At 71.1% G+C, this 20121-nt stretch carries 21 protein-coding genes, 1 pseudogene and 1 riboswitch; of the genes and pseudogenes, 9 read left to right on the top strand and 13 right to left on the bottom strand.

Going from position 1 to position 20121, the window contains the following annotated elements:
- The first annotated feature begins 52 nt into the window (after positions 1-52).
- Positions 53-1432, top strand: coding sequence for an MFS transporter (locus tag AC067M_RS10550; RefSeq protein WP_478696615.1), 1380 nt, complete (start codon positions 53-55; stop codon positions 1430-1432).
- Here AC067M_RS10550 and AC067M_RS10545 read toward each other — a convergent pair.
- Together AC067M_RS10545 and AC067M_RS10540 are read right to left on the bottom strand one after the other, a co-directional pair.
- Positions 1318-2031, bottom strand: a complete 714-nt coding sequence (locus AC067M_RS10545; RefSeq protein WP_478696614.1) for a copper homeostasis protein CutC — start codon at positions 2029-2031, stop codon at positions 1318-1320. The two genes, AC067M_RS10550 and AC067M_RS10545, sit on opposite strands and share 115 nt — an antisense overlap.
- A gap of 79 nt (positions 2032-2110) precedes the next feature.
- A complete protein-coding gene (locus tag AC067M_RS10540) occupies positions 2111-2782 on the bottom strand; it encodes a maleylpyruvate isomerase family mycothiol-dependent enzyme (RefSeq protein ID WP_478696613.1) in 672 nt (223 codons plus the stop codon).
- Between the two features lie 143 nt (positions 2783-2925).
- Here AC067M_RS10540 and AC067M_RS10535 point away from each other — a divergent pair, with 143 nt between their 5' ends.
- Complete coding sequence (locus tag AC067M_RS10535; RefSeq protein ID WP_478696612.1) at positions 2926-3570, top strand: HD domain-containing protein; 645 nt, start codon at positions 2926-2928, stop codon at positions 3568-3570.
- Positions 3571-3598: 28 nt separating this feature from the next.
- Complete coding sequence (locus tag AC067M_RS10530; protein WP_478696611.1) at positions 3599-4681, top strand: GNAT family N-acetyltransferase; 1083 nt, start codon at positions 3599-3601, stop codon at positions 4679-4681.
- On the opposite strand, the gene AC067M_RS10525 is transcribed toward AC067M_RS10530, so the two are convergent.
- Both AC067M_RS10525 and AC067M_RS10520 read right to left on the bottom strand, forming a co-directional pair.
- On the bottom strand, positions 4663-4947 hold the full coding sequence (locus AC067M_RS10525) for a DUF4031 domain-containing protein (protein ID WP_478696610.1): 285 nt from the start codon (positions 4945-4947) through the stop codon (positions 4663-4665). The two genes, AC067M_RS10530 and AC067M_RS10525, sit on opposite strands and share 19 nt — an antisense overlap.
- Complete coding sequence (locus tag AC067M_RS10520; RefSeq protein WP_478696609.1) at positions 4944-5327, bottom strand: hypothetical protein; 384 nt, start codon at positions 5325-5327, stop codon at positions 4944-4946. Before AC067M_RS10520 ends, AC067M_RS10525 begins: the two co-directional genes overlap by 4 nt.
- A 55-nt stretch (positions 5328-5382) precedes the next feature.
- Here AC067M_RS10520 and AC067M_RS10515 point away from each other — a divergent pair, with 55 nt between their 5' ends.
- A complete protein-coding gene (locus tag AC067M_RS10515; protein ID WP_478696608.1) occupies positions 5383-6303 on the top strand; it encodes a MurR/RpiR family transcriptional regulator in 921 nt (306 codons plus the stop codon).
- A gap of 47 nt (positions 6304-6350) precedes the next feature.
- Complete coding sequence (gene murQ / locus AC067M_RS10510; RefSeq protein WP_478696607.1) at positions 6351-7361, top strand: N-acetylmuramic acid 6-phosphate etherase; 1011 nt, start codon at positions 6351-6353, stop codon at positions 7359-7361.
- A 5-nt stretch (positions 7362-7366) separates the two neighbouring features.
- On the opposite strand, the gene AC067M_RS10505 is transcribed toward murQ, so the two are convergent.
- Positions 7367-7525 carry a hypothetical protein gene (locus AC067M_RS10505; protein WP_478696606.1) on the bottom strand — a complete coding sequence of 53 codons (159 nt, stop codon included), beginning with the start codon at positions 7523-7525 and terminating at the stop codon, positions 7367-7369.
- A 219-nt stretch (positions 7526-7744) separates the two neighbouring features.
- Between AC067M_RS10505 and AC067M_RS10500 the strand changes: the two are divergent.
- Positions 7745-8390: pseudogene (locus tag AC067M_RS10500) on the top strand (Uma2 family endonuclease).
- A 1-nt stretch (position 8391) separates the two neighbouring features.
- Positions 8392-8973: a hypothetical protein gene (locus AC067M_RS10495; RefSeq protein ID WP_478696605.1), complete on the top strand. Its 582-nt coding sequence runs from the start codon at positions 8392-8394 to the stop codon at positions 8971-8973.
- Between the two features lie 8 nt (positions 8974-8981).
- Here the strand turns inward: AC067M_RS10495 and AC067M_RS10490 are convergent, their stop codons facing one another.
- From AC067M_RS10490 to thrC, 6 genes are all read right to left on the bottom strand, one after another.
- A complete protein-coding gene (locus AC067M_RS10490; RefSeq protein ID WP_478696604.1) occupies positions 8982-10466 on the bottom strand; it encodes an MFS transporter in 1485 nt (494 codons plus the stop codon).
- A gap of 170 nt (positions 10467-10636) precedes the next feature.
- Positions 10637-11764 (bottom strand): NADH:flavin oxidoreductase, encoded by a 1128-nt coding sequence (locus AC067M_RS10485; RefSeq protein ID WP_478696603.1) that lies wholly within the window; start codon positions 11762-11764, stop codon positions 10637-10639.
- A gap of 199 nt (positions 11765-11963) precedes the next feature.
- On the bottom strand, positions 11964-13589 hold the full coding sequence (gene groL, locus AC067M_RS10480) for a chaperonin GroEL (protein WP_478696602.1): 1626 nt from the start codon (positions 13587-13589) through the stop codon (positions 11964-11966).
- A 328-nt stretch (positions 13590-13917) separates the two neighbouring features.
- Positions 13918-14124 carry a cold-shock protein gene (locus AC067M_RS10475; protein WP_007493268.1) on the bottom strand — a complete coding sequence of 69 codons (207 nt, stop codon included), beginning with the start codon at positions 14122-14124 and terminating at the stop codon, positions 13918-13920.
- Positions 14125-14556: 432 nt separating this feature from the next.
- The gene (locus AC067M_RS10470; protein WP_003991133.1) at positions 14557-14832 is read right to left on the bottom strand and encodes a MoaD/ThiS family protein; all 276 of its coding nucleotides are present in this window, start codon (positions 14830-14832) and stop codon (positions 14557-14559) included.
- Positions 14829-16115, bottom strand: a complete 1287-nt coding sequence (thrC, locus tag AC067M_RS10465) for a threonine synthase (RefSeq protein WP_478696601.1) — start codon at positions 16113-16115, stop codon at positions 14829-14831. The genes AC067M_RS10470 and thrC overlap by 4 nt, the downstream gene beginning before the upstream one ends.
- Before the next feature lie 17 nt (positions 16116-16132).
- Positions 16133-16286: riboswitch (SAM riboswitch) on the bottom strand.
- A gap of 131 nt (positions 16287-16417) precedes the next feature.
- Between thrC and AC067M_RS10460 the strand changes: the two genes are divergently transcribed.
- On the top strand, positions 16418-17362 hold the full coding sequence (locus AC067M_RS10460; protein ID WP_478696600.1) for a glucosyl-3-phosphoglycerate synthase: 945 nt from the start codon (positions 16418-16420) through the stop codon (positions 17360-17362).
- Positions 17363-17486: 124 nt separating this feature from the next.
- Positions 17487-18893 carry an alpha,alpha-trehalose-phosphate synthase (UDP-forming) gene (locus AC067M_RS10455; protein ID WP_478696599.1) on the top strand — a complete coding sequence of 469 codons (1407 nt, stop codon included), beginning with the start codon at positions 17487-17489 and terminating at the stop codon, positions 18891-18893.
- Here the strand turns inward: AC067M_RS10455 and otsB are convergent.
- Both otsB and AC067M_RS10445 read right to left on the bottom strand, forming a co-directional pair.
- The gene (gene otsB, locus AC067M_RS10450; RefSeq protein ID WP_478696598.1) at positions 18881-19744 is read right to left on the bottom strand and encodes a trehalose-phosphatase; all 864 of its coding nucleotides are present in this window, start codon (positions 19742-19744) and stop codon (positions 18881-18883) included. The two genes, AC067M_RS10455 and otsB, sit on opposite strands and share 13 nt — an antisense overlap.
- Positions 19745-19892: 148 nt before the next feature.
- The gene (locus tag AC067M_RS10445; protein WP_478696597.1) at positions 19893-20120 is read right to left on the bottom strand and encodes a DUF3263 domain-containing protein; all 228 of its coding nucleotides are present in this window, start codon (positions 20118-20120) and stop codon (positions 19893-19895) included.
- Position 20121 lies beyond the last annotated feature (1 nt).

The raw sequence follows: 20121 nt of genomic DNA, 5'->3' as shown, positions 1-20121 counted from the left end.
GACCAACGTCAAACCATTGCGCGCTCTCGCGCCGGACGCACCTGGGGGAAACGTGCGCCTACGACTGCTCCTGCTCGCCCTCGGCACCTTCGCCGTGGGAACCGACGGAATGGTGACGGTCGGCATTCTTCCGCTCGTCGCCCGCGACCTGGACGTCTCCATCTCGGTCGCCGGACAGATGGTGACCGTCTTCGCCCTGGCGTACGCGGTACTGGCCCCGGTACTCGCCACGGCCACCGCGCGCTGGCCCCGCCGCCGCGCCCTGCTCACCGCCCTCGCCGTCTTCACCCTCGCCAACGCCCTGACCGCACTGGCCCCTTCGTACGGCGTCCTGCTCGCGACGCGGGTCCTGGCCGCGGCGGGAGCGGCGCTGTACACGCCCACGGCGAACGCGGTCGCCACCTCGCTCGTGCCGCCGGAGCGGCGCGGCCGGGCCATCGCCGTCGTGATGGGCGGCCTGACCGTGGCCACCGCGCTCGGGGTGCCGCTGGGCACCTGGCTCGGCCGGACGGACTGGCGGCTGACGATGTGGCTGGTGACGGCGCTGGGGGCGGCGGCGTTCGCGGGCCTCGGCCTCCTCCTGCGCGAACTGCCGCAGCCGGCGCACACGTTGGACCTGCGCGACCGGCTGGCCCCGCTGGGCGACTCCCGTGTCCTGGGCGCGGCCCTGACCACCTTCCTGGTTTTCCTCGCCTTCCAGACCACGAACATCTACTTCGCGGTCGCCACCCTGCCGGCCACCGACGGCTCCCAGGACAAGCTCACCCTGCTGCTCCTGGTCAGCGGTGTCGCCTCGGTCGCGGGCTCGTCGCTGGGCGGCCGCCTGATGGACAAGTGGAGCGCGCGGGCGGTGATCCTCGGCGCGAGCGGGGCGTACGTCGTCATCGCCGCGGCCTCCCCCTGGACCCTGCGCACCCTCCCCACCGCCCTGGCCGCCTCCGCCCTCACCCCGCTGATCGGCTGGACCCTCGCGGTCGCCCTCATCACCCGGGTCACCTCGCTCGACCCACCGAACACCCCCGCCCTCATCGCCCTCAACAGCAGCGCGATCTACCTGGGCATCGCCGCGGCGGGCGGCACGGGCAGCCTGGCGCTCACCCTCTTCGGGGAGCGCTGGTTCCTGCTCGCGGGCGCGGGCATCGCACTGTTCGCCACGGCCGTGGCGGCACTGACGACACGCAAGCCGACCCCGACCGGCCTGACCACCCCCGCCGGCCCCAGCAAGACTCCGAGCGGCCAGACCACACCCGACCCCTCGATCACCGGCGCTCCGAGCGGCCAGCCCACCCCCGACCCCTCGACCACCGACCCAAGCGCTCAGGCCGCCCCGCTCCCCTCCTCGCCCCCGTCCAGCACCCTCCGCCACTCCGCCACGGCCGCCGCCGAGACCTGCCCCGCCCAGCCGTCGGGGCGGGCCGCGCCGCCGATGTGAAAGGCGTCGACGCCGGCGGCGAGGAGGGGCGGGACGTGGTCGAGACGCAGGCCGCCGCCCACCAGGATGCGCTGCTCGTAGCCGGGTTCCCCGCGCCGCGCCGCCTCGGCGAGCAGCGTGGGGAGGCCGTCGTCGACGCCGGTGGCCGAGCCGGCGGTGAGGTAGGCGTCGAGGCCGGGGAGCCCGTCGAGTTGTTTACGGAGCGCGTCGCGGTCAGCGGCCCGGTCGATCGCCCGGTGGAAGGTCCAGAGACACCCGTCCAGCACGCCGACGACCCGCTCCACCGCGTCCAGATCCACCCCGCCGTCCGCGCCGAGGAACCCGAGCACGAACTCCTCGGCCCCGGCGTCCCGCACCTCACGCGCGACCCGGACGAGCCGTGCCACGTCCCCCGCCGCGAACCCGTCCGCCAGCCGCAGCATCACGCGCGGCGGGATGTCGACGGCGGCGCGGACGCCGGCCACGGTCCGGGGCGACGGGGTGAGCCCGTCGGCCGCCATGTCGGTGACCAGTTCGAGGCGGTCCGCGCCTCCGGCCTGGGCGGCGACCGCGTCCTCGACGTCGAGGGCGATCACCTCCAGGACTGCACGCTTGCTCATGGGACCCCATTCGTCTCAGGCACGGCACCTATAGGTCTAGTCCAATTGTGCCCAAGACTACGCCCCCGGACTCGCCGCTTCAGAAGATGTTGAGCTCCCCCTCCTCCACGCCCACCAGCTCGTACGACGCCCCCGCCGCGGAACGCCCCGAGTACAGCCGTACGAGCGTGGCGGCGGCGCCGATGAACCGTGCCGGGGTCCGGTCCCCGGGAACACCGCCCAGCCGCAGCGGCTCGTCCAGGTCGTCGAGGTCGGCCTGGAGCGGCACATGCCCCCGTTCCCGGGTGATGCGGCCCAGCAGGGTCAGCGCGTCCGGCAGCCCCGCTCCGGCGTAGGCCCCCGGCTCGCCGAACGCCTCCCGTACGTCACCGGCGTGCACCCACTCGCCCAGCGCGATCCCGTCCAGCACCCCGCCCGCCTTGGCGATCACGGGCCCCGCCTCGGTCATCCCCCGCTCCAGCTCGTCCACGACCCGCGCGTCGGACCACTGAGCCCGTTCCGCGATGTCCCGGTCGTTGGACTCCGGCGAGAACACCCCCTCCTCGAACCGGCTCTCCACCACCCGCATCAGCGCGGACGAACAGTGCGCCAGCACGTCCCGCACGCTCCAGCCGGGACACGCGGCGACCGGCAGGGCGAAGTCCGTGGCGGGCCGCGCCCGCAGCAGGGGTATGAGGGCGTCCCGCTCGCTCACCAGGAGCCGTCCGGGCAGTTCGGGGTCGCGTACGTCAAGCACGTCACTCGTCGTCATGGCGTCCACGCTAGGGCCTCTCGTTTGGATCATGCCGGGCTCGCGGGCCCCGGTGCCTGATCCGGCCTGATCCAAACGAAAGACCCTAGTGCTGTGACCGGAGCACCAGGGCGCGCCGAGCGGCCACGCGCGAGAATGAGGGCATGGCCGATCTCGACGCCCTGCGCACCCGTTTCGCCCAGGCCCTGGAAGGAGCCCGAGGACCGGCCACCGGCCCGGACCCCCTCCCCTACGCCGACAACCTGATCGCCCGCTGGCAGGAACCGCAGCGCCGCTACCACACGCTCGCGCACCTCACCGCGGTCCTCGACCACGTCGACGTACTGGAGCAGCACGCCGACGACCCGGACGTCGTGCGGCTGGCCGCCTGGTTCCACGACGCCGTCTACCTCCCCGACCGCTCCGAGAACGAGGAGCGTTCCGCCCGCCTCGCCGAACGCGCCCTGCCCGAGGCGGGGGTGACCGACGCGAAGACCGCCGAGGTGGCCAGGCTGGTCCGCCTCACCGTCACCCACGCCCCCACCGACGACGACCGCGACGGGCAGGTGCTGTGCGACGCCGACCTGGCGATCCTCGCGTCGGCGCCGTCGGCGTACGCCGCGTACACCGCCGCCGTCCGCGAGGAGTACCACTTCGTCCCCAGCGACGCCTTCCGCGCGGGCCGCGCGGAGATCCTGCGCCAACTCCTCTCCCTGCCACGGCTGTTCAGGACGCCGTACGGCGAGGAGAAGTGGGAGGCGACGGCCCGTTACAACCTGCGGAGCGAGCTGGAAATACTGTCGACCTGAGGACCCGGCCGTGCCTACCCTCGGCGGCATGCGAGACATGGGCGGGGAACGCGTGGAAGAAGCCGTGGCGAGCTGCGTGGCACTGCTGCGGACGGCGACGGACCGGGACTGGGAGGAGGCCCGGGCGGGTCGGCTGGAGTGGAGCTGTCGACGCACGGCCCTGCACATCGCCGAGGCCCTCATGCGCTACTCCGGTCAGCTGGCGGCACGCGCACGTGAGCGGTACGTCCCCTTCGCGCTGCCCCTTGACGGAGCGGCCAACGGGGAAGTGCTGCGAGCAGTCGAAACCACGCAGCGCCTGCTCTGCGCCGTCATCCGCACCACCCCGGACGAGGTGCGCGCCTACCACCCCTACCCCTTCGGCAGCGCCAACCGTGACGGCTTCGCCGCGATGGGCGTCGCCGAGGTCCTGCTGCACACCCACGACATCGCCCAGGGCCTGGGTCTCGCCTACGAACCCCCCGCCGAACTCCCCGAGTTCGTCCTCACCCGGATCTTCCCCCACGTCCGGCCCGACACCGACCACTGGCGCACGCTGCTGTGGGCCACCGGCCGCGGCGACCTGCCCGACCGCGCCCCCGTGACGGACTGGCGATGGAACAACAACCTCGTCATCCCCACCGACCGCCTCACCCTCCAGGGCGTCACGCCCGCGGCCGCCGCCGACCTCGGCACGGGCGGCGACGGAGGCTTCGACTGGGCCGAGGGAGGCCCTTTCGAGGGCACCCGCGAGGCAGCCGGCATGGTGACCAAGGCCTACGAGGGCGGCGTGCACCGGCCGGAGTTCGGCCTGTTCGTCCTCGTACGACGGGACGACGGCCGCGCGGTCGGCGGCATGGGCTTCCACGGCGTCCCCGACGAGGAGGGCAGGGCGGAGGTCGGCTACGACCTCGTCGAAGCCGCCCGCGGCAAGGGGTACGCCACCGAGGCCCTGCGCACCCTCGCCCGCTGGGCACTGGCCCGCGACGAGGTGACGGCGCTCATCGCGGTCATCGACCGCGGCAACACCCCCTCGCAGCGCGTGGTCTCCCGCGCCGGGTTCGTCGAGGCCGGAGCATCCGGGACGGACGGAGTGGACGAGACGGAGGTCCTCTACGAGCTGCGCGGCTGACTGCGCTGATCGCTGCGCCGTCTGCGCAGCCCCGCACCGAGCAGCAGCCGCACCACCTCGCGGCTGCTGACCTCCACCGCGCCGGCCCGCACGGCGTCCGCGTACCGATGGCTCGGGATGTCGTAGTGGTCGCGCTCGAAGGCCCGCCGGGGCACGCCCATCTCCGCGGCGAACAGGTGCAGTTCCTCGTAAGAAACGTCACTGACGAGGTGGGACCACATCCGGCCGTGACCCGGCCAGCTCGGAGGGTCGATGTAGACGGTCACGACGAGGACGCCCCGCCCGTCGCCGACCCCAGCCCGCCGACCGCCGCGACCTTCACGCCCGCCTTGTGACACACCCAGTGCGGATCGGGACCGAGTTCCGGTTCGACGTCGAGGGCGTGCGGATCACCGGAGCCGCACACCGGGCACAGCGGCCAGCGCCCGTACGCCTCAAGCAGCGCGTCCTGTACGTCCTGTGCCACCAGCCCGGCGACGTACGGCGCACCCTCCGGCCACTGCTCGACCCACCAGCGTCGTTGCACGACCGAGTCCTCGACCATGGACACCACGTCGGCCGCGGCGACCTCACTCGCGGCGAGATCGGCGAGCACCAGGGCGCGCGCCGCGTGCAACGCCTGCTCCAGAGAGCTGATGGGGTCCATGCACCCATTGTGCGCACTCTTGACCACCACACGGGTCCGAAAATACCTTTCATATGTGACCCGTGACATGAAGGAAATTTTCGGGGACAGTGGTCCCGGAGGCGCGCCGCCCGCCCCAGCCGCCCTCGCGGCCAAGGTGCGCACGCTCGCTCCCTCCATGACCCGCTCCATGCAGCGCGTGGCCGAGGCCGTCGCGAGCGACCCGGCGGGCTGCGCCGCCCTCACGGTCACCGGCCTCGCCGAACGCACCGGCACCAGCGAGGCCACCATCGTGCGCACCGCCCGTGTCCTCGGCTACCCCGGCTACCGCGACCTGCGCCTCGCCCTCGCCGGCCTCGCCGCCCAGCAGCAGTCCGGCCGCGCACCCGCCCTCACGACGGACATCTCGGTCGACGACCCCCTCGCGGACGTGGTGGCCAAGTTGGCCTACGACGAGCAGCAGACCCTCGCCGACACCGCGGCCGGCCTCGACATCGGGCAGCTCGACGCGGCGGTCACCGCGGCGGCGACCGCACGACGGATCGACGTGTACGGCATCGGGGCGTCCGGCCTCGTCGCCCAGGACCTCGCCCAAAAGCTCCTGCGCATAGGGCTGATAGCCCACGCGCACAGCGATCCCCACCTCGCCGTCACCAACGCCGTGCAGCTGCGGGCGGGTGACGTGGCCGTCGCGATCACCCACTCCGGGTCGACCGGCGACGTGATCGAGCCACTCCGGGTCGCCTTCGAGCACGGGGCGACCACCGTCGCGATCACCGGGCGGCCGGGCGGGCCCGTCACCCAGTACGCCGACCACATCCTCACGACCTCCACGGCCCGCGAGAGCGAGCTGCGGCCGGCGGCGATGTCCTCGCGGACCAGTCAGTTGCTGGTCGTGGACTGTCTGTTCTTGGGGGTGGCGCAGCGGACGTACGAGACGGCGGGACCGGCGCTGGCGGCGTCTTACGAGGCGCTGGCGCACCGGCATCGCCGCTAGACCGCCCCCTGGCAGGACAGGACACCGACGTTGAGAAGAGCCGCCCCATGACCTCCCCCTCCCACCATCGCGACCTCCGCCCCGAGTTGGACGCGCTCACCACCGAGGCCTTCCGCCCCGACCTCGCCGACATCGACCAGCTCCCCACCCTCGACATCGCCCGCCTCATGAACACCGAGGACACCGCCGTGCCCGCCGCCGTGGCCGCGCGGCTGCCGGAGATCGCCGCCGCGATCGACGCCGTGGCGGAGCGGATGGCGCGGGGGGGCCGACTGATCTACGCCGGCGCCGGAACGGCGGGGCGGCTCGGTGTGCTGGACGCGTCCGAGTGTCCGCCGACGTTCAACACGCGGCCCGGGCAGGTCGTGGGACTCCTCGCGGGCGGCCCCCAGGCCATGGTCACCTCCGTGGAGGGCGCGGAGGACTCGAAGGAACTGGCGCAAGCCGACCTCGACGCGATCGACGTGGGCGCCGACGACACGGTGGTCGGCGTCTCGGCCTCCGGCCGCACCCCGTACGCCATCGGCGCCGTGGAACACGCCAGAGCCCGGGGCGCGCTGACCATCGGGCTCGCCTGCAACGCGGGCAGCGCGCTCGCCGCCGCCGCCGAGCACGGCATCGAGGTCGTCGTCGGCCCCGAACTGCTCACCGGCTCCACCCGGCTGAAGGCGGGCACCGCGCAGAAGCTGGTGCTCAACATGATCTCGACGATCACGATGATCCGCCTCGGCAAGACGTACGGGAACCTGATGGTCGACGTCCGCGCCTCCAACGACAAGCTGCGCGCCCGCTCCCGCCGTATCGTCGCCCTCGCGACCGGCGCCGCGGACGAGGAGATCGAGGCGGCGCTGGCGGCGACGGACGGCGAGGTGAAGAACGCGATCCTGACGCTGCTGGCGGGCGTGGACGGCCCGACGGCCGCCCGGCTTCTGGAGGAATCGGGCGGCCGACTGCGCGTGGCGCTGGCGCTGACGACCAGCACGGGGACGGAAACCGGCCGAGCAGCGCGCTTCGGGGTTACTTCCGTCGGTAGCCCGGCACCTGGGCGATCCACCTGACGAAGTCACCCGGGTCCTGGTCGGCTGTGGCCGCCGTCCCAGGCCGGCGACACCGGAGCATCGGCATCGGCGCAGACGGGTCTCGTGCGGGTCGCGTAGGAGTGGGTGGCGAGGACGAGGCCGAAGCCGAGGCCCGTGAAGGCCATGCCACCGAAGGCGGCCATCCACAAAAGCCCCGAGCTGCGCACCAGTGCGCTCCAGCCCGCCCCGGACGTCCGCGCCCACGCAGCCCGGATGCGCGCTGCTCTGGGCCGTTCACGCTCGGTCCCGCGACGCGAAAGGACACCCACATGACCGCACCCACGGTCCGACGAGACCGCGCCGGGGCACGACGGAGGGGAGGAGGCGACGCCATGACCCCTGACACCGCCGAACGTCCCCAGATGTCCGTCGAGGACTTCGAGGAACTCGTCCGCCGAGCACCGAGGGAGCTGCGGAACAGGCTGGAGTTTCTCGGCGGAAGGCTGTGCGTCCGGCACGGCCCGCTCGATGTGGAGGAGTTCGAGGAGCTTGCCGCCGCGGCGCCGGAGAGCGTGCGGCTCGAGTACATCAACGGAAAAGTAGAGGTCAAGGCGATGCCGGACGGCAACCACCGTTCGATTTTCTCTGCTTCGCCAGTGCATGCAGCACCGTCCCGACCTGGACCTCGTGCCCGAGTCCGGTGTCAAGGCCGAGGCATATCGCAAAGGCCGCGCCCGGCCGGACGGGACCCTCGTGCCGGTGGACCACCTCAGGGGAGACGGCGAGTGGTCTGAAACCGGTGGGGTCCTCATGGTCGTGGAGATCACCTCCCACGACCGCGACACCGACAAGCGTGACCGCATCGACAAGCCCGTCGGTTACGCCGCCGCCGACATCCCGGTGTACCTCCTCATCGACCGCGACACCCACACCCTCACCGTCTTCCACGAGCCGAAGGACGGCCGCTACCAGCAGTCCCCGGCCTACCCTTGGGGAGCCACCGTCGAGTTGCCCACCCCCGTGGGTATCAGCCTCGACACCGAGAAGCTCAAGGACTACGCCGGCTGACATGAACCACGCCCAGCTCACCGCCCTAGGCCGCGCCCTCCGTCTCCTCGGGGAGCACGGCGACGCCCTGGGCGCCGACACCCCGGACGCCAAGTTGCACGAGGTCAAGGCCGATCTGCGGCGAGCGCTGGATCTGCTGGACGAGAGTGTGACCAGCGCCGCGCCCACCACCCGGTGCGCCGAGCATCCGAACGGGCCCGTCGACGAGGCCGCCCCCGACCTGTGCCTGCTGTGCGAGACGCGGCGCCGCGCCGCCCGGCGGTCGGAGTTCAACGGCGCGTACGGGCCGCCGCCCCGCGCCGCCGAGACGCCCTCCCCCTCGCCGTCCCGTTACGGCACCAGCGCCGACCGCCCCCAGCCCCAGCAGCGGTGGCTGCCGGAGCTGTGGAACGGGCGGGAGTGGCAGCTGTGCGGTACGCCCCGCCGGGACCGGCGCGAGGCCGAGCTCTACATCGCCGCCCAGCGGCGCGGATCCCGGCCCGCGATGGCGTACCGGCTCGTGCACGAGTTCACCGACTACGAGGTGCTGCGGGTGTGGGGCACGCCCGTGCAGGTGGACATCGAGCCCATGGGCAACCTCTGAGGCCTCTCCTACGCCTTCACCGCCGACGCCCCCGCACCCGTCGGCTCCCCGGCAGCGGGCGCTCCCTGCCCCGGCTCCTGCCGCTGGCGCGGGATGAACGACGCCACCGCGAAGGCCAGTAGCGCCGCGCCCGCGCCGATCGCCAGGACCGTGCGGAAGCCGTCCTTCGAGGGCAGGGCGAAGCCGCCGAAGTTCGTGGTCATCTGAGCGAGGATCACACCGGCGATGGCGCTGGCCGACGATGTTCCGATGGACCGCATCAGCGTGTTGAGGCTGTTCGCGGCCGCCGTCTCGGACGCGGGGACGGCGCCCATGATCAGGGCGGGCATCGAGCCGTAGGTGAAGCCGATGCCGGCGCCGATCACGCAGGAGACGAGGACGAAGTGCCAGACCTGTGACATCAGCGCGATGTTGATGAGGTAGCCGGCGGCGACGATCAGCGCGCCGGTCATCAGCGTGACCTTGGGTCCCTTGGCCTTGGAGACGGCGGCGGAGACGGGGGCGGTGGCCATCATGACCAGGCCGGAGGGGGCCATGACCAGGCCGGAGGCCAGCATCGACCTGCCGAGGCCGTAGCCGGTCGCCTCCGGCAGCTGGAGCAGTTGCGGCAGGACGAGGGACATCGCGAACATCGCGAAGCCGACGGCGATCGAGGCGAGGTTGGTGACCAGGACCTGGCGGCGGGCGGTGGTGCGCAGGTCCACCAGCGGGGCCCGGACGCGCAGTTCCCACCAGCCCCAGGCCGGCAGGACGAGCACGGCGGCGCCGAACAGGCCGAGCGTGGTGGGGCTGGTCCAACCCCAGTCGGCGCCCTTGGAGATCGCGAGCAGCAGGCAGACCAGGCCGGTCGCCATGCCGACGGCGCCGACCAGGTCGAAGCGGCCGCCGGTGCGGACCTGGGACTCGGGCACGAAGAGGACGACAAGCACGGCGGCGACGGCGCCGAGGCAGGCCGACGTCCAGAACAGCACGTGCCAGTCGAAGTTCTCGGCGATGAGCGCGGCGGCCGGCAGGCCGAGGGCGCCGCCGACGCCGAGGCCGGTGCTCATGAGCGCGGTGGCCGAGCCGAGGCGTTCGGCGGGCAGTTCGTCGCGCATGATGCTGATGCCGAGCGGGATGACACCGGAGGCCAGGCCCTGGAGTACGCGGCCGGTGATCATCGGGATCAGGGACTCGCTGAGGGCGGCCGTGACCGAGCCGGTGACCAGCAGGGCCACGCTGACCAGCAGCATGCGGCGCTTGCCGTACATGTCTCCGAGGCGTCCCATCACCGGCGTGGCGACAGCGGCCGCCAGGAGGGTGGCGGTGACCGCCCAGGCGGTGTCCGAGGCCGAGGCGTTCAGCAGTTTCGGCAGCTCGGGGACGATCGGGATGACCAGGGTCTGCATCAGCGAGACGACGATTCCGGCGAGGGCCAGGACCGCCACCACCGCGTTCGACCTCGGCGGGGCTGACCCCCCGGCCCCGGTGGGGCGGGCAGGAGCGTCGGACATGGCGGGGCCTCCGTCGGTGGGGCGGCATGAGAAGAGCCCTGTACTTGACCGAGGCAACCTTAAGTCACTTGCTTGACTTAACCAAGGGCCTCCAGGAACAACGGGCCACCCACGAAGAAGGGCCGGAGCGCCGCTGTCGCGGCACCCCGGCCCGGCACGGGCCCGGCAGCTCAGCTCAGCGTCTGCAGCGCCGACGGCTCGTACGCCTTGAGCTCGTCCAGTCGACCGCCCAGCACCTTCGCCGCCCACTGCGGGTCCTGGAGCAGGGCGCGGCCCACGGCCACCAGGTCGAACTCGTCGCGCTCCAGGCGGTCGAGGAGGTCGTCGATGCCCTTGACCGGGGAGCCCTCGCCCTGGAAGCCCTTGATGAAGTCACCGTCGAGACCGACCGAGCCGACGGTGATGGCCGTCCTGCCGGTCAGCTTCTTGGTCCAGCCGGCGAGGTTGAGGTCGGAGTCGTCGAACTCCGGGACCCAGTAGCGGCGGGTGGAGGCGTGGAAGGCGTCGACGCCGGCCGCGGCGAGCGGGGTCAGGATGGCCTCCAGCTCCTCCGGGGTCTCGGCGAGCCGGGCGTCGTAGGCGTCCTGCTTCCACTGGGAGTAGCGGAAGATGACGGGGAACTCCGGCGAGACCGTCTCGCGTACGGCGGCGACGATCTCGGCGGCGAACTTCGTACGGGCCACGGGGTCGCCGCCATAGGCGTCGGTGCGGCGGTTGGTGCCGGACCAGAGGAACTGGTCGATGAGGTAGCCGTGGGCGCCGTGCAGTTCGACGCCGTCGAAGCCGATGCGCTCGGCGGCCGCGGCGGCCTCGGCGAACGCGCCGATGACGTCGTCGAGGTCGCGCTGGGTCATCGCCTTGCCGGTGCCCTCGGTACCGTCGGTGCGCAGGCCGGAGGGGCCGACGGCAGGGGCGTCGGCGAAGGGCGGCTCGCCCTGCCGGCGGACCATGCCGATGTGCCACAGCTGGGGGACGATGGTGCCGCCGGCCGCGTGCACGGCCTCGGCCACCTTCGCCCAGCCCGCGAGCTGCTCGTCGCCGTGGAAACGGGGGACGCTGTCGCTCTGTCCGGCGGAGGCGTGGCCGACGTAGGTGCCCTCGGTGACGATCAGGCCGACGCCTGCGGCGGCGCGGCGGGCGTAGTACGAGCGCACGTCCTCACCGGGGATGCCGCCCGGGGAGAACATCCGGGTCATCGGCGCCATCGCGATGCGGTTCGGGACGGTCAGGCCGTTGATGGACACGGGCCGGGAGAGGATCTCGGCGGCGCGGGAGGCGGGGGTCGGGGTGGCGGTCACTCGGGACTCCTCGTCGGTACCAACTGGTATGTGCACATGCAATAAAGTGATCGCCTACGTCAACCACCGCGCGCGCCGCCTCCATCCCGGTGCGGGGCGAAACGCGATGTGATCCCGGACACGCCCGAGGGCGGCACCCCCTGTTTCCAGGGAGTGCCGCCCTCGGCACGGAAGGGACGTTTCCGATCCTCGGGGAGGATCAGAAGTCCATGTCACCGCCCGGCATGCCGCCGCCGGCCGGGGCAGCGCCCGCCTTCTCCGGCTTGTCGGCGATGACGGCCTCGGTGGTGAGGAAGAGCGCGGCGATGGAGGCGGCGTTCTGCAGGGCAGAGCGGGTCACCTTCGCCGGGTCGATGATGCCTTCGGCGATCATGTCGACGTACTCACCGGTCGCGGCGTTCAGGCCGTGGCCGACCTGGAGGTTGCGGACCTTCTCCACGACGACGCCGCCCTCGAGACCACCGTTGACGGCGATCTGCTTCAGCGGGGCCTCCAGCGCGAGCTTCACGGCGTTGGCGCCGGTCGCCTCGTCACCCTCGAGGTCCAGCTTCTCGAAGACGGAGGACGCCTGGATGAGCGCCACGCCACCACCGGCGACGATGCCCTCCTCGACGGCCGCCTTCGCGTTGCGGACGGCGTCCTCGATGCGGTGCTTGCGCTCCTTGAGCTCGACCTCGGTGGCGGCACCGGCCTTGATGACCGCGACACCGCCGGCGAGCTTCGCCAGGCGCTCCTGCAGCTTCTCGCGGTCGTAGTCCGAGTCGCTGTTCTCGATCTCGGCGCGGATCTGGTTGACGCGGCCGGTGACCTGCTCGGAGGCGCCGGCGCCGTCGACGATGGTGGTCTCGTCCTTGGTGATGACCACCTTGCGGGCCTTGCCCAGCAGGTCGATGGTGGCGTTCTCCAGCTTGAGGCCGACCTCCTCGGAGATGACCTCGCCGCCCGTGAGGATGGCGATGTCGCCGAGCATGGCCTTGCGGCGGTCACCGAAGCCCGGGGCCTTGACGGCGACGGACTTGAAGGTGCCGCGGATCTTGTTGACGACCAGGGTCGACAGGGCCTCGCCCTCGACGTCCTCGGCGATGATCAGCAGCGGCTTGCCCGACTGCATGACCTTCTCCAGGAGCGGGAGCAGGTCCTTGACGTTCGCGATCTTGGAGTTCGCGATCAGGATGTACGGGTCGTCGAGGACGGCCTCCATACGCTCCATGTCGGTGGCGAAGTACGCCGAGATGTAGCCCTTGTCGAAGCGCATACCCTCGGTGAGCTCCAGCTCCAGACCGAAGGTCTGGGACTCCTCGACGGTGATGACGCCTTCCTTGCCGACCTTGTCCATGGCCTCGGCGATGAGCTCGCCGATCTGGGTGTCGGCGGCGGAGATGGAGGCCGTGGAGGCGATCTGCTCCTTGGTCTCGACATCCTTCGCCTGCTCGAGCAGGGCACCGGAGACGGCCTCGACGGCCTTCTCGATACCGCGCTTCAGGGCCATCGGGTTGGCGCCGGCGGCGACGTTGCGCAGGCCCTCGCGGACCAGCGCCTGGGCGAGAACGGTCGCGGTGGTCGTACCGTCACCGGCGACGTCGTCCGTCTTCTTGGCGACTTCCTTGACCAGCTCGGCGCCGATCTTCTCGTACGGGTCCTCGAGCTCGATCTCCTTGGCGATGGAGACACCATCGTTGGTGATCGTGGGGGCGCCCCACTTCTTCTCGAGGACGACGTTGCGGCCCTTGGGGCCGAGCGTCACCTTCACGGCGTCCGCGAGCTGGTTCATGCCGCGCTCGAGGCCGCGCCGCGCCTCCTCGTCGAACGCGATGATCTTGGCCATGTGAAGTGGTCCCTCCAGGACTGGGGGTGATTCCTTCGGACCGCGCCCGCGCCCGCGACGGACGGCTCGCCTGCCTCGTGGTTCCTTGCCCCACCTGGCGTGCGGGCCTCACCGACCCGGTCCTTCGTTGTCACTCTCACCTTCAGAGTGCTAACGCAATGATTAGCACTCGCCCCTGTCGAGTGCAAGCGCCTTCCCCGGATCCGCAGGTGAACGCCGGGTGCCGTGGCGCCCGGCGGCGCGTCGGGGCAGACCGAAGGGCTCGTACCCCGGGAGGTACGAGCCCTTCGAAGATGTTCAGAAGAACGACGCTGCGTCGGCGCGTGCTTCAGCCGGTCGCGAGTCGGACCATGTCCGCCTGCGGCCCCTTCTGGCCCTGCGAGATCTCGAAATCGACCCGCTGACCCTCTTCCAGGGTGCGGTAGCCGTCCATCTGAATCGCGCTGTAGTGGACGAAAACATCCGCACCACCGTCGACCGCGATGAAGCCGTACCCCTTCTCCGCGTTGAACCACTTGACGGTGCCCTGAGCCATGCCTAACTCCCCTATTACTGGCCCTTGCACAGATCCACACTTCGCGGATCCGGGTCAGACCTCACCCCCCGCCTTGGTTGGGGGCGTGCGCCGGAACGCGTCGACCGCGGCCGAATGTATCTGTCCAACTGCCGTCTGCAACAGGTCAATCGGACGAGAATTCCGGGCATGGCCGGTCGGGAATTTACCGAGAATTCGCCAGAATTCAGGGCAAGTCGGGCTCCACAAAAGGAGCAAATGACGCAAAAGAACCCCACACTTTGGCTACTTCTCATCGCATGTGGAGCCGTAAAACAGAGGCGTTCGGTACGCGGAAAACAGCGTGTTCCCCAACTGTACCGCGCTCAACCACACAGAATTGCCCCCTCCGCTTCTCTCACGGAGGGGGCAATTCGATGAACTCTCGGTAACTGATGTTACCGAAGGTAATGATCAGCCTCCGGCGACCGCCGGAATGATGGAGACACCGGCACCGTCCGGGGTGGCCGTCTCCAGCCCCTGCTCGAAGCGGACGTCGTCGTCGTTGACGTACACATTGACGAAGCGGCGCAGCTTGCCCTGGTCGTCGAGCACGCGGGCCGCGATGCCCGTGTGGTTCTTCTCCAGGTCGGCGATGACCTCGCCGAGGTTCGCGCCCTCGGCGGCGACCTCGGCCTGACCACCGGTGTAGGTGCGCAGGATGGTGGGGATGCGGACGGTCACGCTCATGCGAGGCCAGCCTCTCGGAAGGAGTCCAGGTTCGGGCGGATGGTGGCGGTGAGGCCGGTGCCGGCCACCGCGTCGAGGGTCTTGAGGCCGTCGCCGGTGTTCAGGACGACCGTGGTGAGGGCCGGGTCCAGCAGGCCGTTCTCGATCAGCTTGCGGGTCACCCCGACCGTCACGCCACCCGCGGTCTCCGCGAAGATGCCCTCCGTCCGGGCGAGCAGCTTGATCGCGTCGACGACCTGCTCGTCGTTGACGTCCTCCACCGCACCGCCCGTGCGGCGGGCGATGTCGAGGACGTACGGCCCGTCCGCCGGGTTGCCGATGGCGAGGGACTTGGCGATGGTGTTCGGCTTCTGCGGCCGGACGACGTCGTGGCCCGCCTTGTACGCGGTGGACACCGGCGAGCAGCCCTCGGCCTGGGCGCCGAAGATCTTGTACGGCTTGTCCTCGACGAGCCCGAGCTTGATCAGCTCCTGCAGACCCTTGTCGATCTTCGTGAGCTGCGAGCCGGAGGCGATCGGCACGACCAGCTGGTCCGGGAGCTGCCAGCCGAGCTGCTCGCAGATCTCGTACGCCAGGGTCTTGGAGCCCTCCGCGTAGTACGGCCGCAGGTTGACGTTGACGAAGCCCCAGCCCTCGCCCGCCGGGTCGCCGATGAGCTCGGAGCAGAAGCGGTTCACGTCGTCGTAGTTGCCCTCGATGCCGACGAGCTCGCCGCCGTAGACCGCGGCCATGACGACCTTGCCCTGCTCCAGGTCGTGCGGGATGAACACGCACGAGCGGAAGCCGGCGCGGGCGGCCGCGGCACCCACCGCGCCGGCGAGGTTGCCGGTGGAGGAGCAGGAGAGCGTGGTGAAGCCGAAGGCGCGGGCGGCCTCCAGCGCCTGCGCGACGACACGGTCCTTGAAGGAGTGCGTCGGGTTGCCGGAGTCGTCCTTGACGAAGAGCTTGCCGGCGTCGACGCCCAGCTCGCGGGCCAGGTTGTCGGCCTTGACGAGCGCGGTCCAGCCGGGGTTGATGTTCGGCTTGTCCGCCACGTCGGCCGGGACGGGCAGCAGCGGGGCGTAACGCCAGATGTTCGCGGGGCCCGCCTCGATGCGCCCCCGCAGCTTCTCCGTGTCGTAGGAGGAGAAGTCGTAGGCGATCTCGAGCGGGCCGAAACACTCCTCGCAGGCGAAGACCGGGCCGAGGGGCACGCGGTGACCGCACTCGCGACAGCTCAGCGCTGCGGCGGGGCCGAGGTCTACGGTGGAGTCGGTGGTGCTTGCAACAGTCTGCACAGCCATGGAGGCGAGGCCCTTTCTCCTCATCTTCCTCACGACGCATCTCGCCGCGAGACGGATTTGGCACCTTCCCTAGCCGGGAGCCTCGCTGGCGATCGACAGTGATCTACGAGACCGGCTGGAGGGTTGCCGGGGCTTCAACGGGCCGTGTCCCTCTGCCCCTCTGGATGAGCGGTATGTGGTTGTTGACGCACATGACCTCCGACATGCGATGGTCACCAGCGTTGTCCAAGACTGTAACCGAAGGCCAGGACAGTTGAGATAGTCGTCCGAACCGCGAGACAACCCGTGAGGAGCCGCAGACTGTGCTGGAAGAAGCCGAGCGCTGGCTGAGGACCCGCTCCTGGTCCGTGACCGATCGCCCGCTCCACCAGATCCTGGCCGCCAAGCAGCGCACGGGCCAGTCGGTCAGTGTCGTGCTGCCCGCGCTGAACGAGGAGGAGACCGTCGGCGACATCGTCGCCGTGATCCGTCACGACCTCATGCGACAGGTCCCGCTCGTCGACGAGATCGTCGTCGTCGACTCGGGATCCACCGACCGCACCTCCGAGGTGGCCGCCGCCGCGGGCGCCCGGGTCGTCCACCGCGACGACATCCTCCCGCGTATCCCGACCGTGCCCGGCAAGGGCGAGGTGCTGTGGCGCTCCCTGATGGTGACCGGCGGGGACATCGTCTGCTTCATAGACGCCGACCTGAAGGAGTTCTCCTCCGACTTCGTCTCCGGGATCGTGGGCCCCCTGCTCACCGACCCGGACGTCGATCTCGTCAAGGCGATGTACGACCGTCCGCTCGGCGGGGCGGCCGGCCAGGGCGGCCGGGTCACCGAGCTCATGGCGCGCCCGCTGCTGAACCTGCACTGGCCGCAGCTGGCGGGGTTCGTGCAGCCGCTCGGCGGCGAGTACGCGGCCCGCCGCTCCCTCCTGGAACAGCTTCCCTTCCCCGTCGGCTACGGCGTGGAGCTGGGCATGCTGGTCGACTCCCTGCACCTGGTCGGGCTCGACGCCCTCGCCCAGGTCGACGTCGGCGTGCGCAAGCACCGCCACCAGGACGGGCAGGCGCTGGGCCGCATGGCCGCCGCGATCTATCGCACCGCGCAGCTCAGGCTGGCCCGCGGGCACCTCGTCCGTCCGTCCCTCACCCAGTTCGAGCGGGGCGAGGACGGGTTCGAGCCGCGTACGTACTCCGTGGACACGGAGGAACGGCCGCCGATGACGGAGATCGCGGAGTACGCCGCGCGCAAGGTGGCGTGACGCGCACGGGACGGCCGTATACGGCTCGATGGGGCTTGTTGATACGGCTGATACGGCTGATACGGCCGTCCACGAAGCGCGATCGTACGTTTGAGCGTTTACAGGCCGGGCTAAGTTGAGGCGTATGGCTTCCACGCACGACGCTGCTGCTCAGGTGCTGGTCGCGTCCAACCGCGGCCCGGTCTCGTACACGCTCCAGGAGGACGGCTCGCTGCACGCCAAGCGCGGTGGCGGCGGGGTCGTCTCGGGCCTGTCGGCCATCGACCCGGACGCCGGCGCCCTGTGGGTGTGCTCGGCGCTGTCCGATGGCGACCGGGAGGCGATCCGGCGCGGGGTGGGCGAGAAGGGCGTACGGATGCTGGACATTCCGGCGGACGTGCACTCGGACGCGTACAACGGCATCGCGAACTCCGTGCTGTGGTTCGTCCACCACATGCTGTACCTCACACCGCTGGAGCCGGTCTTCGACGCCGAGTTCCGGCGCCAGTGGGCGGCGTACGAGACCTACAACCGGGCGTTCGCCGAGGCGCTGGCGGAGGAGGCGGCCGAGGGGGCGGCCGTCCTGGTGCAGGACTACCACCTCTGTCTCGTCCCCGGCATGCTCCGCGAGCTGCGCCCCGACCTGCGCATCGGGCACTTCTCGCACACGCCGTGGGCGCCGGCGGACTACTTCGCGATGCTCCCCGCGGACATCCGGGAGCAGCTGCTGAGCGGCATGCTCGGCGCGGACCGCCTGGGCTTCCTCACCCGGCGCTGGGCGGACGCGTTCACCACCTGCTGTACGGAGTTCGCCGGCGGCCTGGGCCGTACGCGCATCGGGGTGCACGGACTCGGCGCCGACGCCGACTTCCTGCGCGAGCGCTCGCACCGGCCGGACGTGGAGGAGCGGATCACCGCCCTGCGTGAGGAGATCGGCGGCGAGGGACGGAAGACGATCGTCCGTGTCGACCGCACCGAGCTGTCGAAGAACATCGTGCGCGGTCTGCTGGCCTACCGGCAACTGCTCGACGACCACCCCGAGTGGCGCGAACGGGTGGTGCACATCGCCTTCGCCTACCCCTCCCGCCAGGACCTCGCGGTCTACCGCGACTACATGGCCGAGGTGCGGCGGGTGGCGCAGGAGATCAACGAGCAGTACGGCACCCCGGGCTGGACCCCGGTCGTCCTGCACCTCAAGGACGACTTCGCCCGCTCCCTGGCCGCCTACCGCCTCGGCGACGTGGCCCTGGTCAACCCCATCCGGGACGGCATGAACCTCGTCGCGAAAGAGGTGCCGGTCGTCTCCGACCAGGGGTGCGCGCTGGTGCTGTCGCGGGAGGCGGGGGCGTACTGGGAGCTGCGTGAGGACGCGATCACCGTCAACCCGTTCGACGTGATGGAGACCGCGCGGGCGCTGCACGAGGCGTTGTCGATGGGGCCGGCGGAGCGGGCGGAGCGGACGAAGCGGTTGGCGTCCGCGGCGACCGCCCTGCCCCCCACCCAGTGGTTCCTGGACCAGCTGAACGCGCTGCGGGAGGTTCAGTCCAGCTGAGCCGCCAGGGCCCGCAGCAGTGCTACGACCCCTGCCGGGCCGTCGACGACGAGGTCCGCGCGTTCGGCCAGTTCGGTGACCTCGGCGCTGCCGCTGCACACGAGGAGGCCGGGGACGCCGTCGGAGCGGAGTTTGTCGACGGCGGCGTAGGCGGGGAGGTCGCCGAGGTCGTCGCCGGCGTAGAGGACTGCCTCGGCGCCGGTCTCGCGGAGGTGTTCCAGAAGTGCGACGCCCTTGTCCATGCCGGGCGGGCGGAGTTCGAGGACCATACGGCCCGGTTCGACGATCAGGCCGTGGCGGGTGGCGAGGTCGGTGAGGGGTTCGCGCAGGGCGTCGAACGCGGCCTGTGGGTCTTCTGCGCGGCGGGTGTGGACGGCGACGGCCCGTCCCTTCTCCTCGACCCAGGCCCCGTGCGAGGCGCCGGCCCGCTCGATGACGTCCGGCAGTTCGGCCCGGACCGCGGCGACACCCGGGTGCGGGTCGGGGGCGGCGAGGGTGCCGCGCTCCCAGCGCTCGGCGCCGTAGTGCCCGAGCACGACGAGCCGCTCCAGCCCCTCGACTCCGTCGAACCCACCGTGCCGGACGGCGACCTCGGCCGGGCGACCGGTGATCACTGTCACTGCGGCGACCTTGGGCGCGAGTGCGGTGAGCGCGGCGACCGCGTCGGGGTGGGCCCTGGCCTGTTCCGGGTCGGCGACGATCGGGGCGAGGGTGCCGTCGAAGTCGAGGGCGATCACTGTTCGGCGGGGGTGCGCGAGGATCGCGTCCAGTCCTTCACGACCGGGGCGGGTGGTGGGGGTGGGGACAGGTGAGGTCGGTTCTTTCGCGGAGTCCTTGTCGTGGCTGCCCATAGGGCGACTTTATCGGTGTCGGCGCAGTCACTGGCGAGCGCAGGTCCGCGGTATCCAGCCCGTCCGGCGTTTGAGGACGAGGCCGTTCAGGCCGATGGGGGTCTGGGGGCGGAGCCCCCGGTCAGGCCCGCAGCGGCACGGGGTGCCCCTAACGCTCCGCCCGCCTCTCCTCCCGTATCCGCCGGAGACGATTCACCGTCACCGGGTCATGGGCCAGCGCGCGCTCGTCGTCCAAGAGGGCGTTGAGGAGTTGGTAGTAGCGGACGGGGGCCAGGCCGAGTTCCTCGCGGATGGCGCGTTCCTTGGCGCCGGGGCCGGTGAAGCCCCGGCGTTCCAGGGCGAGGATGTCCTGTTCGCGGCGGCCGAGGTCGGTCATG

This window comes from Streptomyces sp. NPDC043427 (assembly GCF_056436655.1).
This window is presented reverse-complemented; position numbering and strand designations above follow the sequence as displayed.